At 63.7% G+C, this 24757-nt stretch carries 27 protein-coding genes; 15 read left to right on the plus strand and 12 right to left on the minus strand.

What is annotated here, in order from left to right; all coding sequences use genetic code 11:
* The first annotated feature begins 257 nt into the window (after positions 1 to 257).
* The 4 genes from E4M07_RS09675 to E4M07_RS09690 all read left to right on the plus strand — a co-directional run bounded on the left by E4M07_RS09675 (position 258) and on the right by E4M07_RS09690 (position 5973).
* A complete protein-coding gene (locus E4M07_RS09675) occupies positions 258 to 1481 on the plus strand; it encodes an ammonium transporter (protein WP_136658097.1) in 1224 nt (407 codons plus the stop codon).
* Between the two features lie 169 nt (positions 1482 to 1650).
* Positions 1651 to 4251, plus strand: coding sequence for a DNA translocase FtsK (locus tag E4M07_RS09680; protein ID WP_136658098.1), 2601 nt, complete (start codon positions 1651 to 1653; stop codon positions 4249 to 4251).
* A gap of 108 nt (positions 4252 to 4359) precedes the next feature.
* Positions 4360 to 5025 carry an outer membrane lipoprotein carrier protein LolA gene (locus E4M07_RS09685; RefSeq protein WP_136658099.1) on the plus strand — a complete coding sequence of 222 codons (666 nt, stop codon included), beginning with the start codon at positions 4360 to 4362 and terminating at the stop codon, positions 5023 to 5025.
* Positions 5026 to 5160: 135 nt separating this feature from the next.
* Positions 5161 to 5973: an exodeoxyribonuclease III gene (locus E4M07_RS09690; RefSeq protein WP_136658100.1), complete on the plus strand. Its 813-nt coding sequence runs from the start codon at positions 5161 to 5163 to the stop codon at positions 5971 to 5973.
* A gap of 21 nt (positions 5974 to 5994) precedes the next feature.
* Here E4M07_RS09690 and E4M07_RS09695 read toward each other — a convergent pair whose 3' ends face one another.
* Positions 5995 to 6465: a cyclic nucleotide-binding domain-containing protein gene (locus E4M07_RS09695; RefSeq protein WP_136658101.1), complete on the minus strand. Its 471-nt coding sequence runs from the start codon at positions 6463 to 6465 to the stop codon at positions 5995 to 5997.
* 23 nt (positions 6466 to 6488) lie between these two features.
* On the minus strand, positions 6489 to 7172 hold the full coding sequence (locus tag E4M07_RS09700; protein ID WP_136658102.1) for a response regulator transcription factor: 684 nt from the start codon (positions 7170 to 7172) through the stop codon (positions 6489 to 6491).
* A gap of 113 nt (positions 7173 to 7285) precedes the next feature.
* On the opposite strand from E4M07_RS09700, the gene E4M07_RS09705 reads away from it, so the two are divergent.
* Positions 7286 to 7837 carry a L,D-transpeptidase family protein gene (locus tag E4M07_RS09705; protein ID WP_246660400.1) on the plus strand — a complete coding sequence of 184 codons (552 nt, stop codon included), beginning with the start codon at positions 7286 to 7288 and terminating at the stop codon, positions 7835 to 7837.
* Here the strand turns inward: E4M07_RS09705 and E4M07_RS09710 are convergent.
* Genes E4M07_RS09710 through tsaD form a run of 6 tightly spaced genes read right to left on the minus strand, consistent with a single transcriptional unit; the run spans position 7834 to position 11800 of the window.
* Positions 7834 to 8241: a DUF1761 domain-containing protein gene (locus E4M07_RS09710; protein ID WP_136658103.1), complete on the minus strand. Its 408-nt coding sequence runs from the start codon at positions 8239 to 8241 to the stop codon at positions 7834 to 7836. The two genes, E4M07_RS09705 and E4M07_RS09710, sit on opposite strands and share 4 nt — an antisense overlap.
* Before the next feature lie 33 nt (positions 8242 to 8274).
* Positions 8275 to 8931 (minus strand): methyltransferase, encoded by a 657-nt coding sequence (locus E4M07_RS09715; protein WP_136658104.1) that lies wholly within the window; start codon positions 8929 to 8931, stop codon positions 8275 to 8277.
* Between the two features lie 27 nt (positions 8932 to 8958).
* Positions 8959 to 9387, minus strand: coding sequence for an EVE domain-containing protein (locus tag E4M07_RS09720; protein WP_136658105.1), 429 nt, complete (start codon positions 9385 to 9387; stop codon positions 8959 to 8961).
* Positions 9388 to 9390: 3 nt separating this feature from the next.
* The gene (locus tag E4M07_RS09725) at positions 9391 to 9684 is read right to left on the minus strand and encodes a YciI-like protein (protein ID WP_136658106.1); all 294 of its coding nucleotides are present in this window, start codon (positions 9682 to 9684) and stop codon (positions 9391 to 9393) included.
* 26 nt (positions 9685 to 9710) lie between these two features.
* The gene (locus tag E4M07_RS09730) at positions 9711 to 10706 is read right to left on the minus strand and encodes an NAD(P)H-dependent glycerol-3-phosphate dehydrogenase (RefSeq protein WP_136658107.1); all 996 of its coding nucleotides are present in this window, start codon (positions 10704 to 10706) and stop codon (positions 9711 to 9713) included.
* Positions 10703 to 11800: a tRNA (adenosine(37)-N6)-threonylcarbamoyltransferase complex transferase subunit TsaD gene (gene tsaD / locus E4M07_RS09735; protein ID WP_136658108.1), complete on the minus strand. Its 1098-nt coding sequence runs from the start codon at positions 11798 to 11800 to the stop codon at positions 10703 to 10705. Before tsaD ends, E4M07_RS09730 begins: the two co-directional genes overlap by 4 nt.
* Before the next feature lie 71 nt (positions 11801 to 11871).
* Between tsaD and hemC the strand changes: the two genes are divergently transcribed.
* From hemC to E4M07_RS09765, 6 genes are all read left to right on the plus strand, one after another.
* Positions 11872 to 12801 (plus strand): hydroxymethylbilane synthase, encoded by a 930-nt coding sequence (gene hemC, locus E4M07_RS09740; RefSeq protein ID WP_136658109.1) that lies wholly within the window; start codon positions 11872 to 11874, stop codon positions 12799 to 12801.
* A gap of 3 nt (positions 12802 to 12804) precedes the next feature.
* Positions 12805 to 13557, plus strand: a complete 753-nt coding sequence (locus E4M07_RS09745) for a uroporphyrinogen-III synthase (protein ID WP_136658110.1) — start codon at positions 12805 to 12807, stop codon at positions 13555 to 13557.
* Positions 13558 to 13665: 108 nt separating this feature from the next.
* Positions 13666 to 15213, plus strand: coding sequence for a mitofilin family membrane protein (locus E4M07_RS09750; protein ID WP_136658111.1), 1548 nt, complete (start codon positions 13666 to 13668; stop codon positions 15211 to 15213).
* Positions 15210 to 17111, plus strand: coding sequence for a heme biosynthesis protein HemY (locus E4M07_RS09755; RefSeq protein WP_136658112.1), 1902 nt, complete (start codon positions 15210 to 15212; stop codon positions 17109 to 17111). The genes E4M07_RS09750 and E4M07_RS09755 overlap by 4 nt, the downstream gene beginning before the upstream one ends.
* 122 nt (positions 17112 to 17233) lie before the next feature.
* Positions 17234 to 17701, plus strand: coding sequence for a TerB family tellurite resistance protein (locus E4M07_RS09760; protein WP_136658113.1), 468 nt, complete (start codon positions 17234 to 17236; stop codon positions 17699 to 17701).
* Positions 17701 to 18468, plus strand: coding sequence for a glutamine amidotransferase (locus tag E4M07_RS09765; protein WP_136658114.1), 768 nt, complete (start codon positions 17701 to 17703; stop codon positions 18466 to 18468). Before E4M07_RS09760 ends, E4M07_RS09765 begins: the two co-directional genes overlap by 1 nt.
* Here the strand turns inward: E4M07_RS09765 and E4M07_RS09770 are convergent.
* The gene (locus E4M07_RS09770; RefSeq protein WP_136658115.1) at positions 18454 to 19710 is read right to left on the minus strand and encodes an MFS transporter; all 1257 of its coding nucleotides are present in this window, start codon (positions 19708 to 19710) and stop codon (positions 18454 to 18456) included. The genes E4M07_RS09765 and E4M07_RS09770 overlap by 15 nt on opposite strands.
* A gap of 151 nt (positions 19711 to 19861) precedes the next feature.
* On the opposite strand from E4M07_RS09770, the gene E4M07_RS09775 reads away from it, so the two are divergent.
* The 4 genes from E4M07_RS09775 to E4M07_RS09790 all read left to right on the plus strand — a co-directional run bounded on the left by E4M07_RS09775 (position 19862) and on the right by E4M07_RS09790 (position 22315).
* Positions 19862 to 20152, plus strand: coding sequence for a YggT family protein (locus E4M07_RS09775; RefSeq protein ID WP_136658116.1), 291 nt, complete (start codon positions 19862 to 19864; stop codon positions 20150 to 20152).
* Positions 20122 to 20472: a DUF167 family protein gene (locus E4M07_RS09780; RefSeq protein ID WP_246660401.1), complete on the plus strand. Its 351-nt coding sequence runs from the start codon at positions 20122 to 20124 to the stop codon at positions 20470 to 20472. Before E4M07_RS09775 ends, E4M07_RS09780 begins: the two co-directional genes overlap by 31 nt.
* A gap of 113 nt (positions 20473 to 20585) precedes the next feature.
* On the plus strand, positions 20586 to 20951 hold the full coding sequence (locus E4M07_RS09785; protein ID WP_136658117.1) for a BlaI/MecI/CopY family transcriptional regulator: 366 nt from the start codon (positions 20586 to 20588) through the stop codon (positions 20949 to 20951).
* Positions 20951 to 22315, plus strand: a complete 1365-nt coding sequence (locus E4M07_RS09790) for a M23/M56 family metallopeptidase (RefSeq protein ID WP_136658118.1) — start codon at positions 20951 to 20953, stop codon at positions 22313 to 22315. The genes E4M07_RS09785 and E4M07_RS09790 overlap by 1 nt, the downstream gene beginning before the upstream one ends.
* Positions 22316 to 22320: 5 nt before the next feature.
* On the opposite strand, the gene ppa is transcribed toward E4M07_RS09790, so the two are convergent.
* From ppa to E4M07_RS09805, 3 genes are all read right to left on the minus strand, one after another.
* Positions 22321 to 22845, minus strand: coding sequence for an inorganic diphosphatase (gene ppa, locus E4M07_RS09795; protein ID WP_136658119.1), 525 nt, complete (start codon positions 22843 to 22845; stop codon positions 22321 to 22323).
* 130 nt (positions 22846 to 22975) lie between these two features.
* A complete protein-coding gene (locus E4M07_RS09800) occupies positions 22976 to 24121 on the minus strand; it encodes a hypothetical protein (protein WP_136658120.1) in 1146 nt (381 codons plus the stop codon).
* Between the two features lie 47 nt (positions 24122 to 24168).
* Positions 24169 to 24675, minus strand: coding sequence for a GNAT family N-acetyltransferase (locus E4M07_RS09805; RefSeq protein WP_136658121.1), 507 nt, complete (start codon positions 24673 to 24675; stop codon positions 24169 to 24171).
* Positions 24676 to 24757: the final 82 nt, after the last annotated feature.

Here is a 24757-nt window from a genome sequence, read left to right on the forward strand (position 1 = left end):
ATCCGCTGAATTGGGGCCCGTTCGCGGGCCCCTTTTTTGTTGCCGCGCGTATCGGCGTCTGCGCACAGTTTGTAGCCTGTCGGCCGATTTGCCTAATATTTAATCATTTGCCGCCCGCCCTGTTTCAATATTAGGCAAATGCACGCGATTTGACCGGCCCTGCCCATGAAATTGGCAGAATTGCCCGGACTGGCACGAAAATTGACTCCTCTAGGGTTGGATCAACGGTCATTCAACTCTAGACGGAGTCAATTTCAATGGATCAGTCACAAATCGGTGGCGACGTCTTTTTCGTGCTTCTGGGCGCGATCCTGGTGTTCGCCATGCATGGGGGGTTCGCCTTTCTCGAGGTCGGCACGGTCCGGCACAAGAGCCAGGTGAATGCGCTGGTCAAAATCCTGGCCGATTTCGCGCTCTCGACCATTTCCTACTTCTTTGTCGGTTTCGCCATCTCCTACGGCGTGACCTTCTTCGTCAACGCCACGGTTCTTTCGGGCGCCGAGGGCGGCGAGATTTTCCTGCCGCAGGGCTTCACCCTGGTCAAATTCTTCTTCCTGACCACGTTCGCGGCGGCGATCCCGGCGATCATCTCCGGCGGTATCGCCGAGCGTATGAAGTTCCAGCCGCAGTGCTTCGCGACCGTGGCCATCGTCGCGCTGGTCTATCCCTTCTTCGAGGGCATGGTCTGGAACGGTAATTACGGGATCCAAGGGCTGTTCGAGAACGCCTTCGGAGCACCGTTCCACGATTTCGCCGGATCGATCGTCGTTCACGCCGTCGGCGGCTGGATCGCCCTGCCGGCGGTCATCGTGCTCGGCGCGCGGCTCGGCCGCTACACCAAATCCGGCGGATCGCATCCCTTCCCGCCCTCCTCCATTCCGTGGCTGGCGCTCGGCTCCTGGCTGCTTTGCATCGGCTGGTTCGGCTTCAACGTGATGAGCGCCCAGTCGGTCGGCGGCGCCACCGGCCTTGTCGCCATCAACTCGCTGATGGCCATGGTCGGCGGCATCGTCATGGCGCTCATTGCCGGCCGCAACGACCCTGGCTTCGTGCACAACGGCGCGCTGGCCGGTCTCGTCGCTGTCTGCGCGGGTTCCGACGTGTTCCACCCGATCGGCGCGCTGATTGTCGGTGGCGCGGCCGGCTTCCTGTTCGTCAAGGGATTTACCTGGTGCCAGGAAAAGCTGCGCATCGACGATGTGCTCGGCGTGTGGCCGCTGCACGGGCTGTGCGGCCTTTGGGGCGGCATTGCCTGCGGCATATTCGGCCTCGAGGCGCTCGGCGGGCTCGGCGGCGTCTCGTTCCTGGCGCAGATCGTCGGATCGGTCGCCGGTGCCATCTACGCGTTGGTCGGCGGCTTCATCGTCTACGGCCTGCTGGACCGGACCGTGGGCCTGCGCCTCGCCGAGGAAGAGGAAATGCGCGGCGCGGACCTTTCGATCCACAAGATCGGTGCCAATCCGGAAGCGGAGATCCGCTGACGGACGACGGGACAAGCCGAGCCGCCGCCCGTTGGCGGCGGTTCGGCAGTTTCACGCCTTTTTTCGATTGCCGCGCATGGTTAATGCGCCATTAACTCCGCTTCCCGTACAATCGCCGTGAGTTCAGCGGATTCTTCCGCCGTATGCGTATGCGAGTTGGAGCGTTGCAATGCAGTCGAGTGGTCCTTTGGCGTTTGGCGGCCAGTTCCTTCCCAATGTGAATGTACCGGGGTTTTTGCGAAGGCCGCTCAAGCTGCTTTTGGGCCTCTCGGTGCTTGCCGGCCTGTTCCTGGCGGTCGCCGCGCTGGCGACCTGGAACGTGCACGACCCAAGCTTCAGCTATGCGACCGGCAAGCAGCCGGTCAATGTGCTCGGCTTCGCGGGGTCGGCCTTTGCGGACCTTACCATGCAGTTTTTCGGGCTTTCCGGCATTGTCGCCCTGCTGCCGATGATCGCCTGGGGTCTGTTCCTGATCCGCAACCGCCCGGTCGATCGCGTATTCACGCGCCTTGCTGCCTGGTTCGGCGGCGCTGTGCTTTTCGCATCGGTCTTTTCCTGTGTGCCGGCGCCCGACCGCTGGCCGCTGCCGACCGGAATTGGCGGCGTATTCGGCGACATGATCCTGAGAATGCCGGCTATGCTCACCGGCGACTATCCGTCCGGCATCCTGGCGGCGGTACTCGGCCTCGCGCTGGCGATCCCGGCGACCTGGCTCATGCTGTTCGGTGCGCTGCTGATTGCGACACCGGATGCCAATGCGCCGACCAAGGCGGGCAAGGCAAGGGTGCGTAGGGCCGTCACGGTCGAGGAGGATGACGAGGACGAGGAAACCGAGCGCAGTTTCGCCGGCGCCCTGATCCTTGGCGCGCTGACCCACATGATCCTGACGATCCGGGCGCATTACCGCCGCCTCGCGGGCAAGGGGACGGAGCACTGGTCGTCGCAGCCGCACCAGCCCTACGATTTCAACGAGGACGAATTCGCAGGGCTGAACGGCGAGCGCGTGGAGCCGCAATTCGACAGCGCCGGCAATGCGCCGGCCGGCAGCGCCCGCCGCGATCTCGAGGATGACGTTCCGCCCTTCGACATCGACGACGATCCGGCGCGCGATCCGGCCGACGACTGGGCGCCGCAAGCAGCACCGGCGCACACCGCGGAGGAAGCGGCCATGCAGCAGCGCGTGGTGCCGCGGGCCAAGCGCCCGGCGCCGGGCAACCGGGCGCAGCGCGAGGCGCAGACGTCGATGATCAAGAACAGCGGTTTCGAACTGCCGCCGCTGCACCTTCTGTCCGACGCGAAGAACGTCGCCAAGGATCCGAGCCTGTCGCCGGAGGCACTGGAGCAGAACGCCCGCATGCTCGAAGGGGTGCTGGAGGATTTCGGCGTGCGCGGCGAGATCATCCAGGTACGGCCGGGCCCTGTGGTCACGCTCTACGAGCTCGAGCCGGCTCCGGGCATCAAATCGTCCCGTGTCATCGGCCTTGCCGACGATATCGCGCGCTCTATGAGTGCCATCGCCGCGCGCGTCGCCGTCGTTCCGGGCCGCAATGCCATCGGCATCGAGCTGCCGAACCAGGGCCGCGAAACGGTCTATCTCAAAGAACTGCTGTCGAGCCGCGATTTCGAATCGAGCAAGGCCAAGCTGGCGCTGTCGCTCGGCAAGACGATCGGCGGCGAATCGGTCATCGCGGACCTCGCGAAGATGCCTCACCTCCTGGTGGCGGGCACCACCGGCTCGGGTAAGTCGGTTGCCATCAACACGATGATCCTGTCGGTCGTCTACCGACTGCCACCGGAAAAATGCCGGCTGATCATGATCGATCCGAAGATGCTGGAACTGTCGGTCTATGACGGCATTCCGCATCTGCTGACACCGGTGGTGACGGATCCCAAAAAGGCGGTGGTCGCGCTCAAATGGACCGTGCGCGAGATGGAAGACCGCTACAAGAAGATGTCGAAAATCGGCGTGCGCAATATCGACGGCTTCAACAACCGCGTCGAACAGGCGCGCAAGAAGGGCGAGGCGATCACCCGGACGGTGCAGACCGGATTCGATCGCGAAACCGGCGAAGCGGTCTACGAGACCGAGGAATTCGATCTCAGCCCGATGCCCTATATCATCGTCATCATCGACGAGATGGCCGACCTCATGATGGTCGCCGGCAAGGACATCGAGGGCGCGGTCCAGCGACTCGCGCAGATGGCCCGTGCCGCCGGCATCCACGTGATCATGGCCACACAGCGCCCGTCGGTCGATGTCATTACCGGCACGATCAAGGCGAATTTCCCGACGCGCATCTCGTTCCAGGTCACGTCGAAGATCGATTCACGCACCATCCTCGGCGAACAAGGCGCCGAGCAGCTGCTCGGCATGGGCGACATGCTCTACATGGCCGGCGGCGGCCGTATCCAGCGCGTGCACGGCCCGTTCGTCGCCGACAATGAAGTCGAGGAGATCGTCGCCTTCCTCAAGGCCCAGGGTGTGCCGGAATATCTCGACGCCATCACCGAGGATGATGATGAAGACGGCGACGAAGGCGGCGGCGGATCCGGCAACCTCTCGGATTCGGCCGATCCGTACGACCAGGCCGTCGCCGTGGTGCTGCGCGACGGCAAGGCATCGACCTCCTATATTCAGCGGCGGCTGGGAATCGGTTATAATCGTGCCGCTTCGCTGATCGAACGCATGGAGGAAGAGGGGGTCATCGGCCCGGCCAACCATGCCGGCAAGCGGGAAATCCTCGTTCCGACCGAAGAAGACGTGCTTTAGTATCTGTCAAGTAACGGTAAGAGCCCGGTTTATTTGTCCGTTCTGGTTGCTTTACCACACTCGTGCCGCAGTTACAGACAATAGGTTTCTGGTCATCAGGAGATGCAAATGAACCAGACGAAAATGCCGGCTGGAACCGGACGGAAAACGAGGCGCTCCGTGCTGCGCGGCATCTGCGCCGCAGCGGCTGCCAGCGTCCTTGTCAGCTTCGGCGCTCCGCAGGCGCATGCGATCGACCCGACCGCGCAGAAGATCGCCGATCATTTTTCATCCGTCAAAACCATGACCGGTGAATTTGTCCAGTTCGGGCCGAGCGGCCAGCAGATCGGCGGCAAGTTCTTCATCGAGCGGCCGGGCAAACTGCGGTTCAACTACGAGGACCCGTCTCCGGTGCGGGTGATCGCCGACGGCAAGTCCGTCGTGATCGGCAACCGGAAACTGCAGACCTGGGATATCTATCCCCTCGGCAAGACGCCGTTGAAGCTGCTCCTTGCCGAGCGCATCAACCTGGGCGGCAGCACCGTCAAGTCCGTTACCGTCGAGCCGGACCTGACAACCATTGTGCTTGGCAACAAATCCATCTTCGGCGATTCGACCATCACCATGATGTTCGATTCCAAGACCTATGAACTGCGGCAGTGGACGATTACCGATGCGCAGGGCAAGGGCACCACGGTGATGATCTTCAACGTCCGCACGGATGTGCGGTTCGCCGATAACGTTTTCGAAATTCCCTATTACCAGGTGCATCGCAACCGCGGCAACGACCGGTAGTTTTCCAGGTCGTTCTGTCGGCCCGTCCCGGCAAATAGTTGTGGTGTTTACAGCCGGCACCGCGATTGTCGGCTGACATTGCGCGCCGACGCATTATTGTCCCGGGATCCATTCGAAATCATCCCGGGGGTGCCGGTGACGGAATTCACTGTTGCGACGTGGAATATCAACTCGGTGCGCCTGCGCCTGCCGCTGGTGCTGGATCTCCTGGAGGCCTACCGGCCGGACGTCCTGTGCCTTCAGGAGACCAAATGCCCGAACGGATCGTTTCCGGGCTCCGAATTGCGCAAGCGCGGCTACGGCCACATCGAGATCCACGGGCAGAAGGGCTATCACGGCGTCGCCATTATCTCCAAACTGCCGCTTTCGGACGTGCAGCGGAAGGATTTCTGCGAAAAGGGCGATACGCGCCACATCTCCGCCGTGGTGAATTCGGGCGGCCGGTCGATCCGGCTCCACAATTTCTATGTTCCGGCCGGCGGCGACGAGCCCGATCCGGCGGTCAATCCGAAATTCGCCCACAAGCTCGGGTTCCTCGATGAAATGAAGGCCCTGCATGCGGAGGCCGAGAGGAAAGACGGCGTATCATCGATCCTGGTGGGCGATCTCAATATCGCCCCGCTGGAGACCGATGTCTGGTCGCACAAGCAGCTTTTAAGGGTGGTCAGCCACACGCCGGTCGAGACCGAGGGCCTGAACGAGGTCCAGGAAAGAGGCGCGTGGGTGGATCTTGTGCGCCAGCATGTCCCGCCCGAAGAGAAGCTCTTCACCTGGTGGAGCTACCGCGCCCGTGACTGGGACCTGGCGGACAAGGGCCGCAGGCTGGACCACATCTGGTCATCCGCCGACCTGTCGCCGGCGCTGCGCGACGTCACCGTGCTGCGTGAAGCCCGCGGCTGGGAGCGGCCGTCGGACCACGTGCCGGTATTTGCCCATTTCAGGTTCTGAATCCCGCCGCCGGCGGTCCGGCTATTTGTCCACCGCCTCCTCGAACCGCCAGGCAAGCTGGTCGATGTCATTGAGCATGGCGGACAGGTTGCGCCTGATGCGTTCCTGAAGCAGCGAGGCGATTTCGGGATATTCCTCCATCATGCGTCGGAACATGGGCCGATGAATCCGCATGACCTCGCTGTCCTCGAGCGCCACGACCGTCATCTTGCGATTGGCCGTCGACACAATGGCGAGTTCGCCGAGGAGATCGCCGGCATCCGCCTCGCCGATCTGCTCCGGCTTGCCCTTGCGGTTGCGCTGCAGCAGCTTGAACCGGCCCGACAGGATGACGAAGGCGCAATCGGCGGACGATCCCTCATGGAAGAGGGGCCGGTTCCGTGCGACGGATTTCCGCTCGGCGCCGAAGGCGATCAGGCGCAGCATTTCATCGCTGAAGCCGCTGAACAGCGGGACTTTCGACAAAAGCGTTATATCGTCGGTCAGTGCCATGGCGCGGGTGGCCTCAACTTGCTCTAGGGAATGATCTTGTAGCCGCCGCTTTCCGTGACCAGGATTTCGGCGTTGGACGGGTCGCGTTCGATCTTCTGGCGAAGCCGGTATACGTGGGTTTCGAGCGTGTGCGTCGTGACGCCCGAATTGTAGCCCCAGACCTCCTCGAGCAGCACGTCGCGGGTGACCACCTTCTCGTCGGCGCGGTAAAGGTAGCGGATGATGGCCGATTCCTTTTCCGTCAGCCTGATCTTGCTGCCCTTCTCGTCGACCAGGAGCTTCTGGCTGGGCTTGAAGGTGTAGGGACCCACCGTGAAGGTTGCGTCCTCGCTCTGCTCGTGCTGGCGCAGCTGGGCGCGCACGCGGGCGAGCAGCACTGCGAAGCGGAACGGCTTGGTCACGTAGTCGTTGGCGCCCGCCTCCAGCCCCAAAATGGTGTCGGAATCGGTGTCGTGGCCGGTCAGCATGATGATCGGCGCCTTGAACCCGCCTTTGCGGAGCAGTTTCACGGCCTCGCGGCCATCCATGTCCGGCAGACCCACATCCATGATCAAAAGGTCGATATGGTTGCCCCGGGCAGCCTGAATGCCTTTTGTCGCGGACGATTCCTCGAGAATCGAGAACTCTTCGTAGAGCGAGAGCTGCTCGACGAGGGTTTCCCGAAGATCATCGTCATCATCGACGAGAAGGATGGTTCTGGCTGTCATGCAATCCCTCCAAGTGAGAATGTGCTCATCGCGCCTTAAATAGTCCTGTTCGCCTAAATGTAAAAGTGTTGTACACGCAAAGCACACTCAGCTGTGATCCCAAAGATCATTTCGTGATTAACAGGGTAAATAAGGATTGCGTCAAAATCCGAGCACTGAAGTCAGTAATTGTCAGGCGGCATCCGCGTTCCGAAAACGCGGCGCTGGTCAGCGCGGGAAACGTTGTTTTTCCAGCATTCCTGGGCCGTTCCGGCCGCAGGCTCCTCAAGCGGGAAGGCGACGGGGCCACGCCGCGCGCGCGCATGCGGGTGCTCGGCGGTTTCTACCGGTCCGACAGGCTGAGGCTGCCGCAGACGCGCCTCACCATGACGGCGATTCGCTCCGACGACGGCTGGTGCGACGACCCGGGGCATGGCGCCTACAACCGCCCCGTGCGGCTGCCCTTCGCACGCTCCCATGAAAAGATGATGCGAAGCGACGGCCTCTACGACATCTGCCTGGTTCTTGACTGGAACATCAGCGAGCGCAGGCGCCACCGGGGCAGCGCCATCTTCCTGCATCTGCATGCCGGGCGAACCACCGAGGGCTGTATCGCCGTCGACCGGCGCGCCATGCTGTGGCTGCTGCCGAGGCTGAGCCGCAGAACAGTCGTCGAGGTGCTCTAGGGCCCGAACCAGCCGATGATGGCGCCCATGGCCAGAAGCACGAGCAGCCAGTGCAGGCCGTCGATCAGGGTGAGGTCCCAGCCGAAATCCTGGTAGCGGTGATTGACGGCAAGGGTCGTCGCGATAAATCCCAGCCAGACGAAGAAACCGGAGACAAGACCGTTGTAAGGGGTGATCTGGCCGGTGCCCAGGTGGCCGATCAGGCCGGCGAGAATGAACGCCATGATCAGTTCGCAAATCACCGAGTTGACGAACAGCATCGGCGACATTTTCGCGTCTTCCGGATCTATCCGCGCCGCCTTCATCCAGGGTTTGCCGAGCGCGCCGTAGTAGACAGCGCCGATGACGAAAGCGGCGACGGTTGCGACCAGCACGCCAATGTAACTTATTCCCCCGAAATCCATCTGTGCTCCTCCCGTACAATCAGTCCGCGCAGTCTAGTCATTTTCTGGCGCGAACCGCCAGACGGTTGTCCGCTTCACTTCCGAATCCTCGAGCGCACGGGTGACCGGAACCGCGTATACGGCCAGTTCCTCCAGCCGGTCGCGGGGACAGTAGGCACGGCCCGGGTCGCCGATCAGCACATCGGCGCCGCGCCGGGCAAGCATTTCAAACCAGGGTGTCACCGCCTCCGCCAGGTCGCGGTCGTAGAAGACGTCGCCGGCGAGCACCACCTGCCAGCCGTCGTCGGTGCCGATGATGTCGTCGCTCCTGGCGGCGATCTGAACGCCATTGTGCGCGGCGTTCATGGCGGTCGCCATGGCCGACCAGGGATCGATATCGCAGGCCATCACCGCGCCGGCGCCGGCCAGGCGGGCCGCGATCGCCACGAGGCCGGAGCCGCAGGCGAAATCGAGCACGGACTTGCCGGCAACGAGCCGCGGATGGTCGAGCACGTGGCGCGCAAGGCCCTGGCCGCCGGCCCAGGCGAAGGCCCAGTAGGGCGGCGGCAGGCCGATCGCCTCCAGGTCTTCCTCGGTCTTTTGCCAGAGCTCATGGGCCTCCGTCGCCAGCCGCAGCTTCAGTTCAGGCACGTGCGGCGGCACTGTCAGGCTGGTGTTCTGCGCAATGAAGACCTGTGCTTCGGATTTCATCGATCGGAACGGCGGTACGCGGCCGGGTCAGCGGGGCGGCTTGTCGAGGCCCCCCATGCGGCAGATTTCAAGATATTCGTCCTCGGCCACCGGCTGCACGGACAGCCGCGTGTTGACCACGAGCACCATCTTGGAAAGCGCCGGATTGGCCTTAGCATCCTGCAGGGTCACCGGGTTCGGCATGTCGCAGACCGCCTTGACGTCGACGCATTCCCAGCGCTCGTCGTCGGTGGTCGAATCGGGGTGGATCTCCTTGCAGACCTCGACGATGCCGACGACGGCCTTTCCCTCGTTGGAATGGTAGAAGAAGCCCTTGTCGCCGAGTTTCATGGCACGCATGTTGTTGCGGGCCTGGTAGTTGCGGATTCCGTCCCACTCCTCGCCGGCCTCGCCCTTGGCCTTCTGCTGTTCCCACGACCAGCTATCGGGCTCCGATTTAAACAGCCAATACGCCATGCTTCATGCTCCAGGTTTGTTGAAGACCCAGTTGTAGGGCCGGATGTCGACAGCCGCAAACAGGCCCGCCTTGGAATAGGGGTCGTCCGCGGCGATCCTGTGCGCCTCTTCCCGCGTATCGGCCTCGACGACCACAAGGCTTCCATTGGGTTTTTCGTTTTCGTCGAGAAAGGGGCCGGCGAGTTTCAAAACGCCGCTTTCGTTCAAAGCGTTCAGATAGCTGACATGGTCGGGCCGGATCTCCATCCTGAGATCGAGGCTGTCCGGTTTGTCTGTGCAGATGAGTGCAAAAAGCATGGGCGGTCCTTTGTCGCGTCTGGTCCTCATTCCGATTTCAACGGCCGGGTCATCAGGTTCCCGACCGCTTCATCGATGCCGATCTCGCCGCGCAAAATGGCGGCGACCTCCTGTGTTATCGGCATGTCGATCTGTCTTTCGCTGCTGATCCCGGCAGCCACCGTGGCCGTGTAGGCGCCTTCCGAGAGCGGCGCGCCCGGCGCCATCAGTTCATCGGCCCGGCGGCCCTTGCCGAGCGCGATACCGAAGCGCAGGTTGCGCGACTGGTGACTTGTCGCCGTGAGCACCAGGTCGCCAAGGCCGGAAAGACCGGAGACGGTGCGGGCACGGCCGCCATGGGCCGCCGAGAACCGCATGAGTTCCGCAAGGCCGCGGGCGATCAGCGCCGCACGGGCCGAGTCGCCAAGCCCCCTGCCCTCGACGATGCCGCAGGCAATCGCCAGGACGTTCTTCAGCGCGCCGCCGGTCTGCACGCCGAATAGATCGTCGGAGGCATAGAGCCGGAACATATTGCCGGACAACCGCCGCACCAGGGCCTCGGCGGTTGCCTTGCGGGCACTGGCAAGGGTCATGGCCGTCGGCAGCGCATTGGCGATATCGGCGGCAAAACCCGGTCCGGACAGGACCGCGACCGGGTTTTCCGGTGTTTCCTCGCCAAGAACGTCGGCAAGGAAGGCGCCGCTCTCGCGCTCGATCCCCTTGGCGCAGATGATGAGATGCGCCCTTTCCGGGATGCTGTCGCGATAGGTCCTGGCGGCGGTCCGCAGTGCCTGCGCCGGCACGGCCATGAGAATGACATCGGCCGTCTTCAGCCGCGCCTCGTCGGCGGTGGCGACAAGGCCGTCGGGCAGTGTCACGCCGGGAAGCGACGGCGCGTTGATCCGCCGGCTCTGCGCCTCCAGCATGCGATCGCGATCGCGGCCGAAAAGGACAACCGGCTCGCCGCGCCGGGCGACGACCGTGGCGAGCGCCGTTCCGAATGCGCCGGCGCCGAGGACGGCGGTTTTGATATTGTCGCTCATGCCTTGGCCCCCCGCTTGCCGTGGCCGACCCGGGCAACCGCGTTCTCATCGAGCGGCCAGCGCGAACGCGGCGCGACATCCAGCCGGTCGCCGCCGATCCCCCGCGCCATGCGTTCGGCACCGGCCCAGGCGATCATCGCACCGTTGTCGGTGCACAGCTGCAACGGCGGTGCGACGAAACGGAAACCGCGTTCGCCGCACAGATCCTTCAGGCAGGCACGGATGGCGCTGTTGGCGGCGACGCCGCCGGCGACGACAAGCGGCGGGTCGGCGCGTTCGCCGCCGTAGATGCCGGCGAAGCGGTCGAGGCTGCGCCCGACGCGTTCCCGCAATGTGGCGGTGATGGCACCCTGGAAGGACGCGCAGATATCGGCGATGTCCTTATCGCTCAACGGCGCGATTTCCTGCGCGGCCTGGCGCACGGCCGTTTTCAGCCCGGAAAAGGAAAAATCCAGGCGCTTCTCGCCGCGCAGCGGTGTCGGAAGGTCAAACCGGGTCGCATCGCCCCGCGCCGCCGCTCGTTCCACTTCCGGTCCGCCCGGATAGGGAAGGCCGAGCAGTTTCGCCGTCTTGTCGAAGGCCTCGCCGAGCGCGTCGTCGATGGTCGTTCCCCAGCGCTGGTAGTCGCCGACGCCGCGCACGAGGATCATCTGGGTGTGGCCGCCGGAAACGAGCAAAAGCAGGTATGGAAACTCCAACCCGTCCGTCAGCCGTGCGGTCAGGGCATGACCCTCCAGATGGTTGATGGCGTAAAGCGGTTTCGCACCCGCCGCGGCGAGCGCCTTTGCGGTCATCAGTCCGACGATCAGGCCGCCGATCAGCCCGGGGCCGGCGGTTGCGGCAATGGCGTCAAGGTCGCCGAGTTCGACGCCGGCGTCGCCCAGCGCCTTTTCGACAAGGCCGTCGAGCCGCTCGACATGGGCACGGGCCGCGATTTCCGGAACCACGCCGCCATAGGCCGCGTGTTCGTCGAGCTGGCTGAAGACGATGTCCGACAGGATTTCGCCGCTGCCGTCGCCATGGCGGCGCACCACGGCCGCGGCGGTTTCGTCGCAGCTTGTCTCGATACCGAGAATACAGGTTGCAGTGTCCATGGCCCTATCGGTGATTGCGGAACGCGAAAATCCTGTTTACCTGTGCCTCTGGTAATAACGGAACCCGTCGGATGCAAACAAAACCTTTCCGTATCGGCACGCGCGGAAGCCCGCTGGCGCTGGCGCAGGCTGAAGAAACGCGCGACCGCCTGATCAAAGCGCACGGGTTGCCGCCCGAGGCCTTCGAGATCGCGGTGATCTCGACGAAGGGCGACCGTATCACCGACCGGCCGCTTGCCGAAATCGGCGGCAAGGGCCTCTTTACCGAGGAAATCGAGGCGCAGCTTTCGGACGGGCGCATCGATATCGCCGTGCATTCCTCCAAGGACATGCCGACCGTGCTTCCGAAGGGCCTTTATCTTTCGGCCTTCCTGCCGCGCGAAGACGTTCGCGACGCCTTTATCGGCCGCGAAGCGCGCAGGATCGCCGATCTGCCGCAGGGCGCCACGGTGGGCACGTCGTCGCTGCGGCGGCAGGCGCTGGTGCGCCGGGCGCGGCCCGATCTCAACGTCGTGCCGTTTCGCGGCAACGTGCAAACGCGCATGCGTAAACTCGAGGAAGGCATCGTCGACGGTACGCTGCTGGCGATGGCCGGCCTCAAGCGGCTCGGACTGCAAGACAATGCGACCGACGTCATGGCAGTGGACGATTTTTTGCCGGCGCTCGGACAGGGTGCGATCTGCGTTGAAAGCCGCACGGACGATACCGAAACCGACCGGCTGCTCGCACCGGTCAATGACGATGCGACACGAACGGCACTTCACTGCGAGCGGGCGTTCCTTGCGGCGCTGGACGGGTCATGCCGCACACCGATCGCCGGGCTGGCGACGGTCACCGGCGATACGCTGGCCTTTTCCGGGATGATCCTGTCGCCGGACGGGACAGCGAGTTTTTCGGTCTCCCGAAATGGCACGCCGGCCGAAGCGGCCGACCTCGGCCGGGATGCCGGTGAAGCGGTGCGCGCCGATGCCGGGCCGGACTTTTTCGAAAGCTGGTCCTGATCCATGCGCGTGCTCGTCACCAGGCCGGAGCCGGGCGCTTCGAATACGGCGGACGTGCTGCGCGCCCGCGGCCTCGAACCGATGCTGATGCCGCTGACCCGTACCGTCGAACTGACACCGGGCAAATCCGACCTCTCGGCCGCACGGTCCGCTGCCTATGCGGTGACCAGCGCCAATGCCGTGCGGGCATGGCAGTCACTCGGCATCGACGAGGACAGTCTCGGCCATCCGGTCTACGCGGTGGGTGAACGCACGGGCGCCATGGCGGCGCAGGCCGGATTCAAGGATGTGCGGACCGGCGACGGCGACGGCGCGCAACTCGCCGAAAAGATCCTGTCCGATATCGGAAACGGGGCCTTGTCTGTGACCGAGCGGGCGCCGCTCGTCTACGTGGCCGGCAAGCTGCGCCACGGGCAGTTCGAATCCGTGCTCGATCGCGAAAGCGTACCGTTGAGAACGGTCGAGACCTATGAAATCGTGCAAATAAGTTATTCAACTGACTTTATTGAGGCGCTTTTCCAGGACGATCCGCCGCGCGTGGTTTTGTTCTACTCCGCGGTCGCGGCAGGACGTTTCTTTCATGTACTGAACACCACCTTAAATCTTAATGTATTGAATAATTGCACTTTTTTCTGCCTCAGCAAAAATGTTGCCGAGGAAATACCCGTTGAATTTGAGGAAAGGGCCGCTGTCGCTGCGGTGCCGGACGAGGCGCATCTGATGGCTCTGTTCGATGATTGCGACATTCAGTTGTAAAAAATCGCCGGTGCGTCCCTTCCATCCATTATGCACCGCAACTAAGTTCTGAAGCGACAGCCCGTCGTCCCATCAACCGCACAGTCAGACTTCCTGAGAGGCTTTTTCATGGCACAGGGCAGCAAGCCACGTCATTCGCGCAGCACCCGCAAACCGGTCACCATCGATCTTGAGCCCGAGGCCGTCAAAAAGGAGGATGCCGCGGCGACCGACGACAAGAAAACTTCGGCCGCAAGCAAGTCAGCGGCGGCGAAGAAGTCCGGGGCCGTACCGAAGACCGGCGCGAAGACCGCCAAGACCGCAGGCGAAAAGACGACGGACGAGCCGACCCCCGAATTCGGCAGGGCCGAAAAGGTAACCGCCCAGGCCGAAAGGGCGGCGAAGGCCATGTCGGGCGCCACGGCGTCAGCCGGCAAGGCGGCCAAGGCCGAACCCGCCAAGGCGGCAAAGAAGGCAGACGCATCGAAGGAACCGGCCAAGAAGCCGACCGCGGGGGCCAAGCCGGCCGGAGCAGCCGCCGGACAACGCAAGGAAGAGGCGAAGGCATCGGCGGGCGGCGGATTTCGCACCGTTGCCGCCGGCCTTGCAGGCGGTGTGGTTGCCATAGCGCTCTATGCAGGTCTGCAATGGGGCGGCATCCTGCCTGCGCCTGGCGGAGGCGGATCGTCGGGCAGTGGCCTTTCCGGTGAGATCGAGGCCCTCAAATCCTCCGTCGCGGCGCTGGAAAAACAGGCCGCGGACGGCACCGGGTCGCTCGGCAAGGACATCGAAGACCGGATCAGCGCGCTGGAGTCCGGTTCCGGCGGCGGCGACGGCTCGGCGGTGAAGGCGCTGGAGACGCAGGTCTCGTCGCTCGCCTCGAAAATCGAATCGCTCGGCGGCCAGGACGGAGCCCAGTCCGAGGTCGCGCAGAAGTTGGCGTCGATCGAAAGCGCTCAGTCGCAGCAGCAGACCGGCCTGCAGACCCTGCAGCAGTCGCTGACCGGCCTGACCGGCAGGATCAGTTCGGACGAAGCAAAGCAGAACGAAGCAATGCAGGCGCTCGACACGCGGTTGGCATCGATCGAGAAATCGCTCTCCGCGCCACGCGAGGACATCAAGGTGGCGCGGGCGCTGGCGGCCGCCAACTTGAAGGCGGCGATCGACCGAGGCGGTTCGTTCATGGCCGAGCTCGAGGCTTTTGCCAGCGTCGACGGCGACAGCCCGGCGATCGAACAGCTGCGCACCTTCGCGGCGCGCGGCATCCCCTCGCGCGCAACGCTGCAGAATGAATTTCCGTCGGTCGCCAACACGATCATCAACACCGCCTCGGGGGCCGATTCGGACAGCGGCTGGGTCGACCGGCTGATGCACAGCGCCACGTCGATCGTCAGCGTGCGCCCGGTCGGCGATGTCACCGGAGACAGCGTCGAGGCCATCGTCGCGCGTATGGAAACCAAGCTCAACAACGGCGACCTGCAGGGAGCGGTCGATGAGTGGAAGACGCTGCCGGAGGCATCACAGCAGGCATCGGCGGCTTATGAGAAAGACCTCGAGGCGCGCATCCTCGTCGAAAAAATTGTATCCGGCACGGTGAATGCGGCGCTGCCGACCGAATCGGCGGCGCCGGCCTCTGATTCCACCGATGCGACACAGTCCGGGGGCCAATCCGAATGATCCGCCTGTTCATCTACATCGCCATTGTCCTGGTGCTCGGCTTCGGCTTCGCGTGGCTCGCCGACCGTCCCGGCGACCTGGTCATCACCTGGCAGGGCCAGCGCATCGAGATGTCCCTGATGGTCGCGGTGACGGCGATCGTCGTCCTGGTAGCGGTCATCATGATCGGCTGGTGGCTGCTGCGCAGCATCATCGCGTCGCCGCACCTGGTTTCGCGCTACTTCCGCGCCCGCAAGCGCGACCGCGGCTACCAGGCGCTTTCGACGGGGCTGATCGCCGCCGGCGCCGGCGACGCGGCGACGGCCCGCAAGATGACCCAGCGGACGATGGGGCTGCTGAGTTCCGACCAGGAACCGCTCATCCATGTCCTCGACGCGCAGACGGCGCTGATCGAAGGCAAGAACGACGCGGCGCGCACCAAATTCGAGGCGATGGTCGAGGACCCGGAAACCCGTGAGTACGGTCTGCGCGGCCTCTATCTCGAGGCACGCCGGCTGGGCGCGAACGAGGCGGCCCGCCACTACGCCGAAGAAGCGGCGGAGAAGGCGCCGCACCTGCCCTGGGCTGCGGAGGCGGCGCTGGGATTCCGTTCCGCGGAGGGCGCCTGGGACGATGCCATCCGGCTTCTGGAGAAACAGAGGGTCGCCCGTGTCCTCGACAAGGCCGGCGCCGACCGGAAAAAGGCGGTGCTGCTGACCGCCAGGGCGATGGACAAGCTCGAACAGGGCGATGTCGCCGGCGCGCGGACCGACGGCGTTGAAGCCAACCGGCTGGCGCCCGACCTGGTGCCCGCGGCCCTCATCGCCGCACAGGCGCTCTACCGGGAAAACAGCCTGCGCAAGGGCTCGCGTATCCTTGAGAAGATCTGGCGGAACGATCCGCACCCCGATGTCGCGGAGACCTATATCCGGGCGCGGCCGGGCGATTCCACGCATGACCGCCTGAAACGGGCGCAGAAGCTGGAAAGCCTCAAGCGCAATCACGTCGAGTCGCTCTATGCGGTGGCGCGGGCGGCGCTCGACGCGCAGGAATTCAAACTGGCGCGGGAAAAGGCGGAAGCCGCGGTGCGGGTGCGCGCCAGCGAGGGCATCTTCCTGCTGCTCGCCGATATCGAGGAAGCCGATACCGGCGACCAGGGACGGGTGCGCCACTGGCTCGCCCAGGCAGTCCGGGCGCCGCGCGATGCGGCGTGGACCGCGGACGGCTTCGTCGCCGAACATTGGGCGCCGGTCTCGCCGGTCACCGGAAGGCTGGACGCATTCGAGTGGAAGGTGCCGGTCGAGCAGATCGCCGGCCCGGTGGAGGATGGCGATGCGTCGCGTAACGATGCGGAGCAGGCGCTGAAGTCGCTGCCGCCCGTCGCCGTACACGTGAAGGAACAGCCGGACGAGCCGGCCGTGGCGGAGCCGGTCATCGATGTCGAACCGGCGCCGGCGTCACAAGAGGAGCCGGCGAAGGACGTTGGCGGGACGCAAGTCCGCGAGGTGTCGGAGACGCCGGAACCGCCCGCCCAGGAACCGGCAGCCGATACTCAGGAAGAGCCGAAGAAAGCCGAACCTGAAATCATCGACGCGGAGGTGATCGAGACGACGGAGGCTAAATCGCCGGACATTGCGGACGAGCCTTCCGAACCGGAAGCGCCTAAGGACGAGCCGGAACCGGCGCCGCAGCCCGCCGCCGAGACAAACGGCAGGGGCGAGGAAATCGAAAGCGTCAAAAAGGAAGCGGCCGTCGAAAAGGCGGCAAGCAAGGGCGAAACCCATATCGTCACGGATGCCGTCGGCATGGACAAGGACAAGGCCCGCGAGGCGGCATTCCTCGCCAAGCCGCCGGACGATCCCGGTGTCAAGGAGGATGCCGCGGAAGAGGAGCCGAAATCCCGTTTCCGCCTGTTCTGATCAAGCCGCACAAATGCGAAAACCCGATTGCAGCGGACATTTTGCATGCGAACCGCAGCAATGGTATTTGCTTGCAAGGCGGCGGCCGCTATCTACATTAGCCGCGTAAGCAGGACCAAGGCATGTTTGACCAGCTGCAGAAATTCATTCAGTCACTCGGCGGCGAGGACCGGCCCGAGCTGGCGCGCGACGACCCGCGCGTCGCCGCGGCGGCGCTGTTCTTCCATGTCATCGATGCCGACGGCGTTTCCGAACCGGTCGAGCGGGAGAAGCTGCGGCAGCTCCTCGAGCAGCAATACGGCGTGCACAAGGACGAGCTGCAGAAACTGGTCGACGCAGGCAAGCAGGCCGAGGACGAGTCGGTCGATTTCTATGCCTTCACCAGCGTCCTGAAGCGTTCGCTCGATGCCGAGCAGCGGGTCGATTTCATCGAACTGTTGTGGGAGCTCGTCTATGCGGACGGCGTGCGCCACGAGCTCGAGGACAATGTGGTGTGGCGTGTCGCCGAATTGCTGGGCGTTTCGGACCGCGACCGCGTCCTGATGCGCCAACGGGTCGCCGCACGTCTCGGCTCCGGGGACGACGCCTGATGCTGTACGACCCGGGAACCAAGGAAAAAGGCCCGAACCGCATACTCATTGTCCTGCATCAGGAGGGATCGAGCCCCGGCCGGGTCGGACAGATGCTGCAAATGGCCGGGTTCGAGCTGGACATCCGCCGTCATGCGCTTGGCGAGCCCTTGCCGGAAACCCTGGCCGAACATGCCGGTGCGGTGGTGTTCGGCGGACCCATGAGCGCCAATGACGAGGACGATTTCGTGCGCAACGAGATCGACTGGCATGCGGTTCCGCTGGCCGAGAACAAGCCCTATCTGGGCATTTGCCTCGGTGCCCAGATGCTGGTGCGCCATCTCGGCGGTACTGTCGGGGGTCATCCGGACGGATTGACGGAAATCGGCTGGTATCCGCTGCGGCCGACACCGGCCGGTTCAGCGCTGATGGCGTGGCCGGACGTGGTCTACCATTTTCATCGCGAGGGCTTCAGCCTGCCGCAAGGCGCCGAACGGCTGGCGACAGCCGATCATTACGAGAACCAGGCGTTCCGCTACGGCGAAAACGCCTGGGGCATCCAGTTCCACGCCGAGCTGACACAGGTGATGATGCAGAGATGGGTGGTGCGCGGCGCCCACCGTTTCGTGCTGCCCGGCGCGCAGACGGGACGCGATCACCTGCAGGGGCGCCTCGTCCACGACACGAGGCTGCGATACTGGCTGGCCGGTTTCCTTGAGCTGGTCTTCGGACGGGAGATTCCGGGCGAGACGAGCCGGCCCGAAGTCGCGGCACTAAGCGGTTTGTGATTCGTGATCCACCTTGCGCAGCCGCTGGATGTTGCGCAGGGCCGGGAAAAGAACCGCCCATAGTCCGGCGACGCCCATTGCGCCGACGCCACCGACAATGACCGCAGGCACGGCACCGATCAGCGCCGCCATGCCGCCGGCGCGGAACTCGCCGAGTTCGTTCGAGGCGCCGATAAAGACCATGTTGACGGCGCTGACCCGGCCGCGCAGCGCGTCCGGCGTCCAGAGCTGTATCAGCGTCTGGCGCACGTAAACCGAAATCATGTCCGCCGCGCCCATGACGGCCAACGCCACAATCGACACCCAGGCGATGGTCGACATGCCGAACACGGTTGTCGCCGCCCCGAAGATCCCGACGGCGATGAACATCGTGGCGCCGGCGCGGCTGCGGAACGGGTGGGCGGCCAGGTAGAGCGCCATCGCCACCGCGCCGACACCGGGCGCCGCGCGCAAAAGGCCAAGGCCCCAGGGGCCGAGTTCGAGTATGTCGCGCGCGAAGACCGGCATCAGCGCCACCGCGCCGCCGAGCAGCACCGCGAACATGTCGAGCGAAATGGCGCCGAGAACGATCTTCTCGCGCCAGATATAGCGAAAACCGGCGGACAGCGTCTCCCAGCTCTGGTTGTGTACGCCGCGCTGCCGTTCGGGCCTGGGGATGGAGAAGATGAGGACCGAGCCGACGAGGAAGAGGACGACGCTCGTCCAATAGGGCACGGAAGCCCCGAGACCGTATAGCAGGCCGCCGGCCACCGGCCCCAGGATCGTGGCGCTCTGCCAGGACATCGAGTTCCAGGCGATCGCATTTGCGAGGTCTTCCTCGGGCACCAGGTTCGGCGCCAGCGATGTGGAGGCCGGGGCAAAGAAGGCGCGGGCGATGCCCATCACCAGGAGCACGGCAAAAACCGGCAGCGGCGAGGTGAGGCCGCGCAGGGTCAGGATTACCAGCGCCGCGGCGGCGCCCAGGGCAACCAGTTCGCAGATGCCCATGATCATGCGCCGGCCGTAGCGGTCTGCCGCTGCCCCGGTCACAAGGATCAGGACCAGGGACGGAAGGAACTGGACGAGCCCGATCAGTCCGAGATCGAACGGATTGCGGGTCAGGTCGTAGATCTGCCAGCCGACCGCGACACTGATGACCTGCATGCCGAAGGCGGACAGGAAACGCGCGATCCAGTAGCGTTTGAATGAGCGATGCCGGAACGCGGCGAAGCGTCCGGCGGCCTCTGATTCGTCATGCCGCATGGCAGTCGCAATGGGGCTGAAGGTGCATGGCGTCTTTATAAGGTGTTAACAAAAATTGCATAGCCCGCATTTGCAGCCGTTTGACACGCCGCGGGCTTGTCGGGACGCGATGCAATGGCTACATAGCGGAAGGCACTGACTGGAGACTGGAATGTTTGCCCTCTTTTCGACGATTGATCTGGCGTTGAGGATCTACATGTGGATCATCATCGGCAGCGCCATTTTTTCCTGGCTCTATGCCTTCAACGTCATCAACACCGGAAACAGGTTCGTTGGCATGGTGGGAGAGTTTCTCTTCAAGGCCACGGACCCGGCGCTCAGGCCGATCCGCCGCATCTTGCCGGATCTGGGCGGCCTGGACATTTCCCCGATTATCCTGCTTTTGATCATTTATTTCATTCGCGTCTTCATGTGGAACAGCATCTTCCCGCTGCTGAGCTGATCGGCTGGTTCCGGAAAGTTCCGGACGGCCTGCAACTCTTCGTGCGCCTGACGCCGGGCGCCGGTAGGGATTGCGTCGAGGGCACCGAGCAGCGCGCCGACGGGCGCATCTATCTCAAGGCCCGGGTGCGCGCCGTGCCCGAAAAAGGCGGGGCCAACAGGGCGCTGATCGCGCTCGTCGCCAAACATTTCGGCGTGCCGAAAAGCACGGTCAGCATTGCCGCGGGTGAGACCGCGCGTCTCAAGTGCCTGCTCATTGCAGGCGACCCGAACGAACTCTGCCGCTTCACCGTTTCTGTCTTGAAACAGAATATTCAATAAAAACAGCGAAATAGAGACAATGTAACCAGCGGACAAAATTGGTGTCCGATGCCGGGTTGACTTCGTGCGACATTTGTCGCGTACTTGTGACAGTTGCCGCGAGAGACGAACCCATGCACCCTTCCCCAAGTGAATTGCCGTTGCTGAAAGCCCTGTGGTCGAACAGGTCGCTCAGCGCACGCGAATTGCACGAACTGGTCCGCGACGAGCTCGGCTGGTCGCTGTCCTCGACCCGAAAGACGCTCGACCGGATGATCGAGAAGGGTCTGGTGAAGGTCACCGATCAGCACGGCGTCAGGGTCTACAGCGCCGGTGTCGACAAGATCTCGACGCTTGCGGCGCTGACCAGTCAGTTCGTCCGGTCGGTGCTGGAAATCGAGGGCCCGATGCCGGCGTCCTCCTTCACCGGCAGCCGGATCCTGTCGGAAAGCGAGCTCGAAGAACTCGAAAAGTTCCTCGACGAGGAGGGCGGCAAATAATGCTCGTTCAGATGGTTCTGTTCAGTCTCGCCTGGGGCATGGCCGTCTGGCTTGCCGTGGCATTCCCAGCAAGAGGCGGCGCTTCGGTATTGTGGAATCCGATCGTCCTTGTGGCGGCTATATCCGCGATTGTCCTGCCGAGCGCGCTGCTGCTTACCGGGTGGTCATTGCCGGTGCCCGGTGCGAGCGACGCCGTATTTGTCGAAAGCGCGGCCAAGCATCGTGTCCGGGATATTGTTCAATCCGTTGACCGGATCATGTCTCATACGGAACGGTCCGGATTGCGATGGGGTGACGTCGTTGCCCTGATCTATTTGGCCGGAGCAGCCGTTCATTTTGCAGCCATGGGCCGCGGGTTCGTCGTTCTGCGTTCCGAGCTGGCAAAGGCACGACCGCTTGAAGGGCACGGCGCGGCCTGGCCGGTCTGGGTCACGCATGGCCGGACTGCGCCGTTCGCGGTTGGTGGACGCCGTGCGAAGATCGTGATTCCGGATGAGATGGCGCACGACTGGCCGAAGGCCCGGTTGGCACTGGTGATCGCCCATGAGGAGGCGCATCTGCGTCACCGCGATCCTTTGGTTGCGGTTTTGCTCTCGGTGGCCAAGGCGCTTTTCTGGTTCAATCCCTTTTTGCGGGATTTCGTGGAACGCTGGCACATTGCGAGCGAGTTACGGGCCGATTCGGAAGCCTTGAGAGGCGCGTCGCCGCCAAAGCGCGCGCTCTACGCCCGAACGCTTGTCGAAGCTATGCGGATCGCATCGGCAAGCACCCCGGCACCCGTTTCATTCTTTCTATCGTCACGCAGCATAAGGAAAGACAAAATGCGCATCGGTGCCATATTGAAGGATTTCAGAAACTCCCGTCGCAGCGCCACCGGCCTGCTCGCACAATGCCTGGCCTGGTCCCTGGTCGCCGTCGGCAGTTCGGTTGCGCTGGCGACAACGCCCGGTACCGTTGACACACTTGATCGCTTCATTCCCGGCGGCCACGTCACGTCACCCTTCGGCGTGGCCCGCAAGAACCTCAGGATCCACACGGGCGTCGATGTTGCGGCTGAGCTGAGGACGCCGATCGCCGCGCCGGCCGGTGCGGTGGTCCTGCAGGCGACCGACCTGTTCCGCTCGGAACCAAGGTGGGGCAAGGCCGTGGTCCTGCAGTTCGACGATGGCCTGATCGGCTGGTTCACCCATCTCCACAGCTATTGGGTCGAGCCGGGAGACAGGCTGGAAGAGGGTGCGTTCTTCGGTCTCGTGGGCAGTACCGGCCAGTCCACCGGGCCGCATGTCCATGTCGAGGTCTACAGAGGGTCCGAGCGCATTGATCCGGCTTCGGTCTGGCCGTTCCTGAAAATGTCGGGGCGTTAGCAGGTCTACTTGGCGCGCTCGATCGCCTCGACAATCAGCCGCTTGGCGACGTCGACACCCTGCCAGTCGCCGATCTTGACCCACTTGCCGGGCTCCAGGTCCTTGTAGTGTTCGAAGAAGTGTTCGATCTGCTGCAGCGTGATTTCCGGCATGTCGTCGAAATCGCCGACCTTGTCGTACCGCTTGGTCAGGCGGGAGGAAGGGACAGCGATGATCTTCTCGTCCTGCCCCGCATTGTCTTCCATGATCAGCACCCCGATCGGCCGGGCGTTGATCACGCAGCCCGGCACCAGCGGGCGGGTGTTGCACACCAGGACGTCGATCGGATCACCGTCCTCCGACAGCGTGTGCGGGACGAAGCCGTAATTGCCGGGATAGGCCATGGGCGTGTAGAGGAAGCGGTCGACGACAAGCGTGCCGGCGTCCTTGTCCATCTCATACTTGATGGGCTGCCCGCCAACCGGAACCTCGATGATGACATTGACGTCATCCGGCGGATTGTCGCCGATGGTGATTGCGTCTATGCGCATAATTCATCCTGTGTTCGATTGTCTGCGGCGGAAATAGCCTTTTGTGCGCTGCAGCGCAACATGTCTTTGGTCCAACACGATGGGATGCGGCGCCCGCAACCGAGGTGGCGCGGGCGCTGCGCTTCCGGGTTCAGTCCTCCTGCGGCACGGGCGGCGGTGCGGAGAAGAAAACGGGCGATCCCTGCCGGCCGTATATGGCGATCAGGATGAGCGCGAGCGCGATCAGGTTGGCGAAAAAGAAGCGCGAATCGTAAAGCGGAAAGACAATGAACTTGGCCGGTATCGATACGAGCAGCGACGTTATGGCGACCGTTTCACGCCGTGTGAAGGCAAAATTGTTGCGCAGCATCAGGGCAAGCAGGAATATCTCCGCGACAAGCACGGCCGGCCATTGCTGCTCGACCAGCGAACGGACGACGGTCTGCACGACGATCTTCAGATAGACCAGCAGCGAGAACTGCGGATCGAAGCCCTCCAGCGTCGGCACATATTCGACATTGGTGAACCACATTTGGACCCACCAGCCCGGATGGCCGCTCATGCGCGATATGGCGATGTATGCTGCGAGACCGGCGATGAAGCCGAGGATCACGCCCTTGCTGACCGGGCGGATCACCATCGACATGACGGCGAACACGCCGACCAGCGCCAGATGATCCGGGCGGGCAAGCACCGCCAGGACAAACGCTATTCCGGCGCTCAGGCCGCGTTCCTGCACATAGAGCAGGACGCCGGCGACCAGGAAGACCGCGGAAAACAGATCCGGCGTGGTAACGCGCGCAAGGTCGCCGAACCCGGTCGCGATCATCGCGACGATGGCAAGCGGTGCAACGGCAAGGCAGCGCTGGCCGCCCAGCCACGACAGCGTCATGAGACCGAACAGCCCGGCCGAAATCGCCGAGACCCAGCGCAGGGCCGTGACCGCATCCGTCGCGTTGGTCAAGAACTGCCCGAACTCCACGTAAAGCAGCTTGACCCGATAAAAACCGAGCATGGAGATGAAGGCGTCGGGGTCCGTGTGCTGGGCGATGCGGTAAGGCCGGTCCGCGGTCAGCACCAGGAATTCGCCTTCGCTGATCTTGTTCTGGACGAGAGCGTAGGTTTGCGCATGCATGCTGTGACCGAGCAGCCCGTCGCCCTCCAGAACGGATGCGACATAGGCGATCATGTCCCAATTGGCGAGCGGATAGACCAGCGCGACGGCGCAGATCGTTGCGGTGTAAATCACCAGCAGAAGCCCACCCACAAGGTCGCCAGGGCTTTTCAACATGCTCATCGACCGACTGCCCCCCTCAAGTGCGGCCGTGCGTTCGGTCCCCGGTGCTACGGCCAGACGAATGCGATTTTCTTCAGCGGGCGCCGGTCGAAGGTCTCGGAACCTTCGGCGATGTCGATTCCGCCAAGCGCCTGGTAGAAATTGATTGCCCGGTCGTTCTCTTCAAGCGTCCAGACAACCATGCCCCTGCAGCCGAGTGAGGCGAGCAGGCGCCGTGCCTCGCGGAACAGCCGGCTGCCAAGGCCTATGCCCTGGTATTCGGGGCGCAGGTAAAGTTCGTATATCTCGCCCTCCTGCGGCAGCGAGCGCGCGCGGTTGAGGCCGAGCGTCGCGTAGCCGGCAACCGCGCCGTCCACCTCGAGAACGAGGATGCTGGTCGAGCCGCGAATGGCACGCCGCCACCAGCTGTGGCCGCGCCGCTCCACCATGGCCATCAAGGTGCGGAACGGGATCAGTCCGGCGTAGGCATGCTGCCAGGCGGCGCGATGGGTCTCGGATATCGCTACCGCGTCATCCGGTTCCGCACGTCTAACATCCACCACCAGCGTCGTCATGACTGAAATCCTAACCGTTCCGGCAAGATACGCGAAGAGGCGCGTGCCTCATGCCGGCCCCATACCCACAGGTAAAAGCCGC

This window comes from Nitratireductor sp. XY-223, assembly GCF_004959855.1.
Lineage (GTDB): Bacteria > Pseudomonadota > Alphaproteobacteria > Rhizobiales > Rhizobiaceae > Hoeflea_A.

Excerpts from the sequence above, each read along its gene's own strand:
- E4M07_RS09700 (WP_136658102.1), bottom strand. The coding sequence starts at position 7,172 with ATGACAGCCAGAACCATCCTTCTCGTCGATGATGACGATGATCTTCGG.
- E4M07_RS09800 (WP_136658120.1), bottom strand. The coding sequence starts at position 24,121 with ATGAGCATGTTGAAAAGCCCTGGCGACCTTGTGGGTGGGCTTCTGCTG.
- E4M07_RS09695 (WP_136658101.1), bottom strand. The coding sequence starts at position 6,465 with ATGGCACTGACCGACGATATAACGCTTTTGTCGAAAGTCCCGCTGTTC.
- E4M07_RS09770 (WP_136658115.1), bottom strand. The coding sequence starts at position 19,710 with ATGCGGCATGACGAATCAGAGGCCGCCGGACGCTTCGCCGCGTTCCGG.
- E4M07_RS09675 (WP_136658097.1), top strand. The coding sequence starts at position 258 with ATGGATCAGTCACAAATCGGTGGCGACGTCTTTTTCGTGCTTCTGGGC.
- E4M07_RS09760 (WP_136658113.1), top strand. The coding sequence starts at position 17,234 with ATGTTTGACCAGCTGCAGAAATTCATTCAGTCACTCGGCGGCGAGGAC.
- E4M07_RS09745 (WP_136658110.1), top strand. The coding sequence starts at position 12,805 with ATGCGCGTGCTCGTCACCAGGCCGGAGCCGGGCGCTTCGAATACGGCG.
- E4M07_RS09725 (WP_136658106.1), bottom strand. The coding sequence starts at position 9,684 with ATGCTTTTTGCACTCATCTGCACAGACAAACCGGACAGCCTCGATCTC.
- E4M07_RS09755 (WP_136658112.1), top strand. The coding sequence starts at position 15,210 with ATGATCCGCCTGTTCATCTACATCGCCATTGTCCTGGTGCTCGGCTTC.
- E4M07_RS09790 (WP_136658118.1), top strand. The coding sequence starts at position 20,951 with ATGCTCGTTCAGATGGTTCTGTTCAGTCTCGCCTGGGGCATGGCCGTC.
- hemC (WP_136658109.1), top strand. The coding sequence starts at position 11,872 with ATGCAAACAAAACCTTTCCGTATCGGCACGCGCGGAAGCCCGCTGGCG.
- E4M07_RS09765 (WP_136658114.1), top strand. The coding sequence starts at position 17,701 with ATGCTGTACGACCCGGGAACCAAGGAAAAAGGCCCGAACCGCATACTC.
- E4M07_RS09730 (WP_136658107.1), bottom strand. The coding sequence starts at position 10,706 with ATGAGCGACAATATCAAAACCGCCGTCCTCGGCGCCGGCGCATTCGGA.
- E4M07_RS09715 (WP_136658104.1), bottom strand. The coding sequence starts at position 8,931 with ATGAAATCCGAAGCACAGGTCTTCATTGCGCAGAACACCAGCCTGACA.
- E4M07_RS09785 (WP_136658117.1), top strand. The coding sequence starts at position 20,586 with ATGCACCCTTCCCCAAGTGAATTGCCGTTGCTGAAAGCCCTGTGGTCG.
- E4M07_RS09750 (WP_136658111.1), top strand. The coding sequence starts at position 13,666 with ATGGCACAGGGCAGCAAGCCACGTCATTCGCGCAGCACCCGCAAACCG.
- E4M07_RS09805 (WP_136658121.1), bottom strand. The coding sequence starts at position 24,675 with ATGACGACGCTGGTGGTGGATGTTAGACGTGCGGAACCGGATGACGCG.
- tsaD (WP_136658108.1), bottom strand. The coding sequence starts at position 11,800 with ATGGACACTGCAACCTGTATTCTCGGTATCGAGACAAGCTGCGACGAA.
- E4M07_RS09720 (WP_136658105.1), bottom strand. The coding sequence starts at position 9,387 with ATGGCGTATTGGCTGTTTAAATCGGAGCCCGATAGCTGGTCGTGGGAA.
- E4M07_RS09685 (WP_136658099.1), top strand. The coding sequence starts at position 4,360 with ATGAACCAGACGAAAATGCCGGCTGGAACCGGACGGAAAACGAGGCGC.
- E4M07_RS09775 (WP_136658116.1), top strand. The coding sequence starts at position 19,862 with ATGTTTGCCCTCTTTTCGACGATTGATCTGGCGTTGAGGATCTACATG.
- E4M07_RS09680 (WP_136658098.1), top strand. The coding sequence starts at position 1,651 with ATGCAGTCGAGTGGTCCTTTGGCGTTTGGCGGCCAGTTCCTTCCCAAT.
- E4M07_RS09710 (WP_136658103.1), bottom strand. The coding sequence starts at position 8,241 with ATGGATTTCGGGGGAATAAGTTACATTGGCGTGCTGGTCGCAACCGTC.
- ppa (WP_136658119.1), bottom strand. The coding sequence starts at position 22,845 with ATGCGCATAGACGCAATCACCATCGGCGACAATCCGCCGGATGACGTC.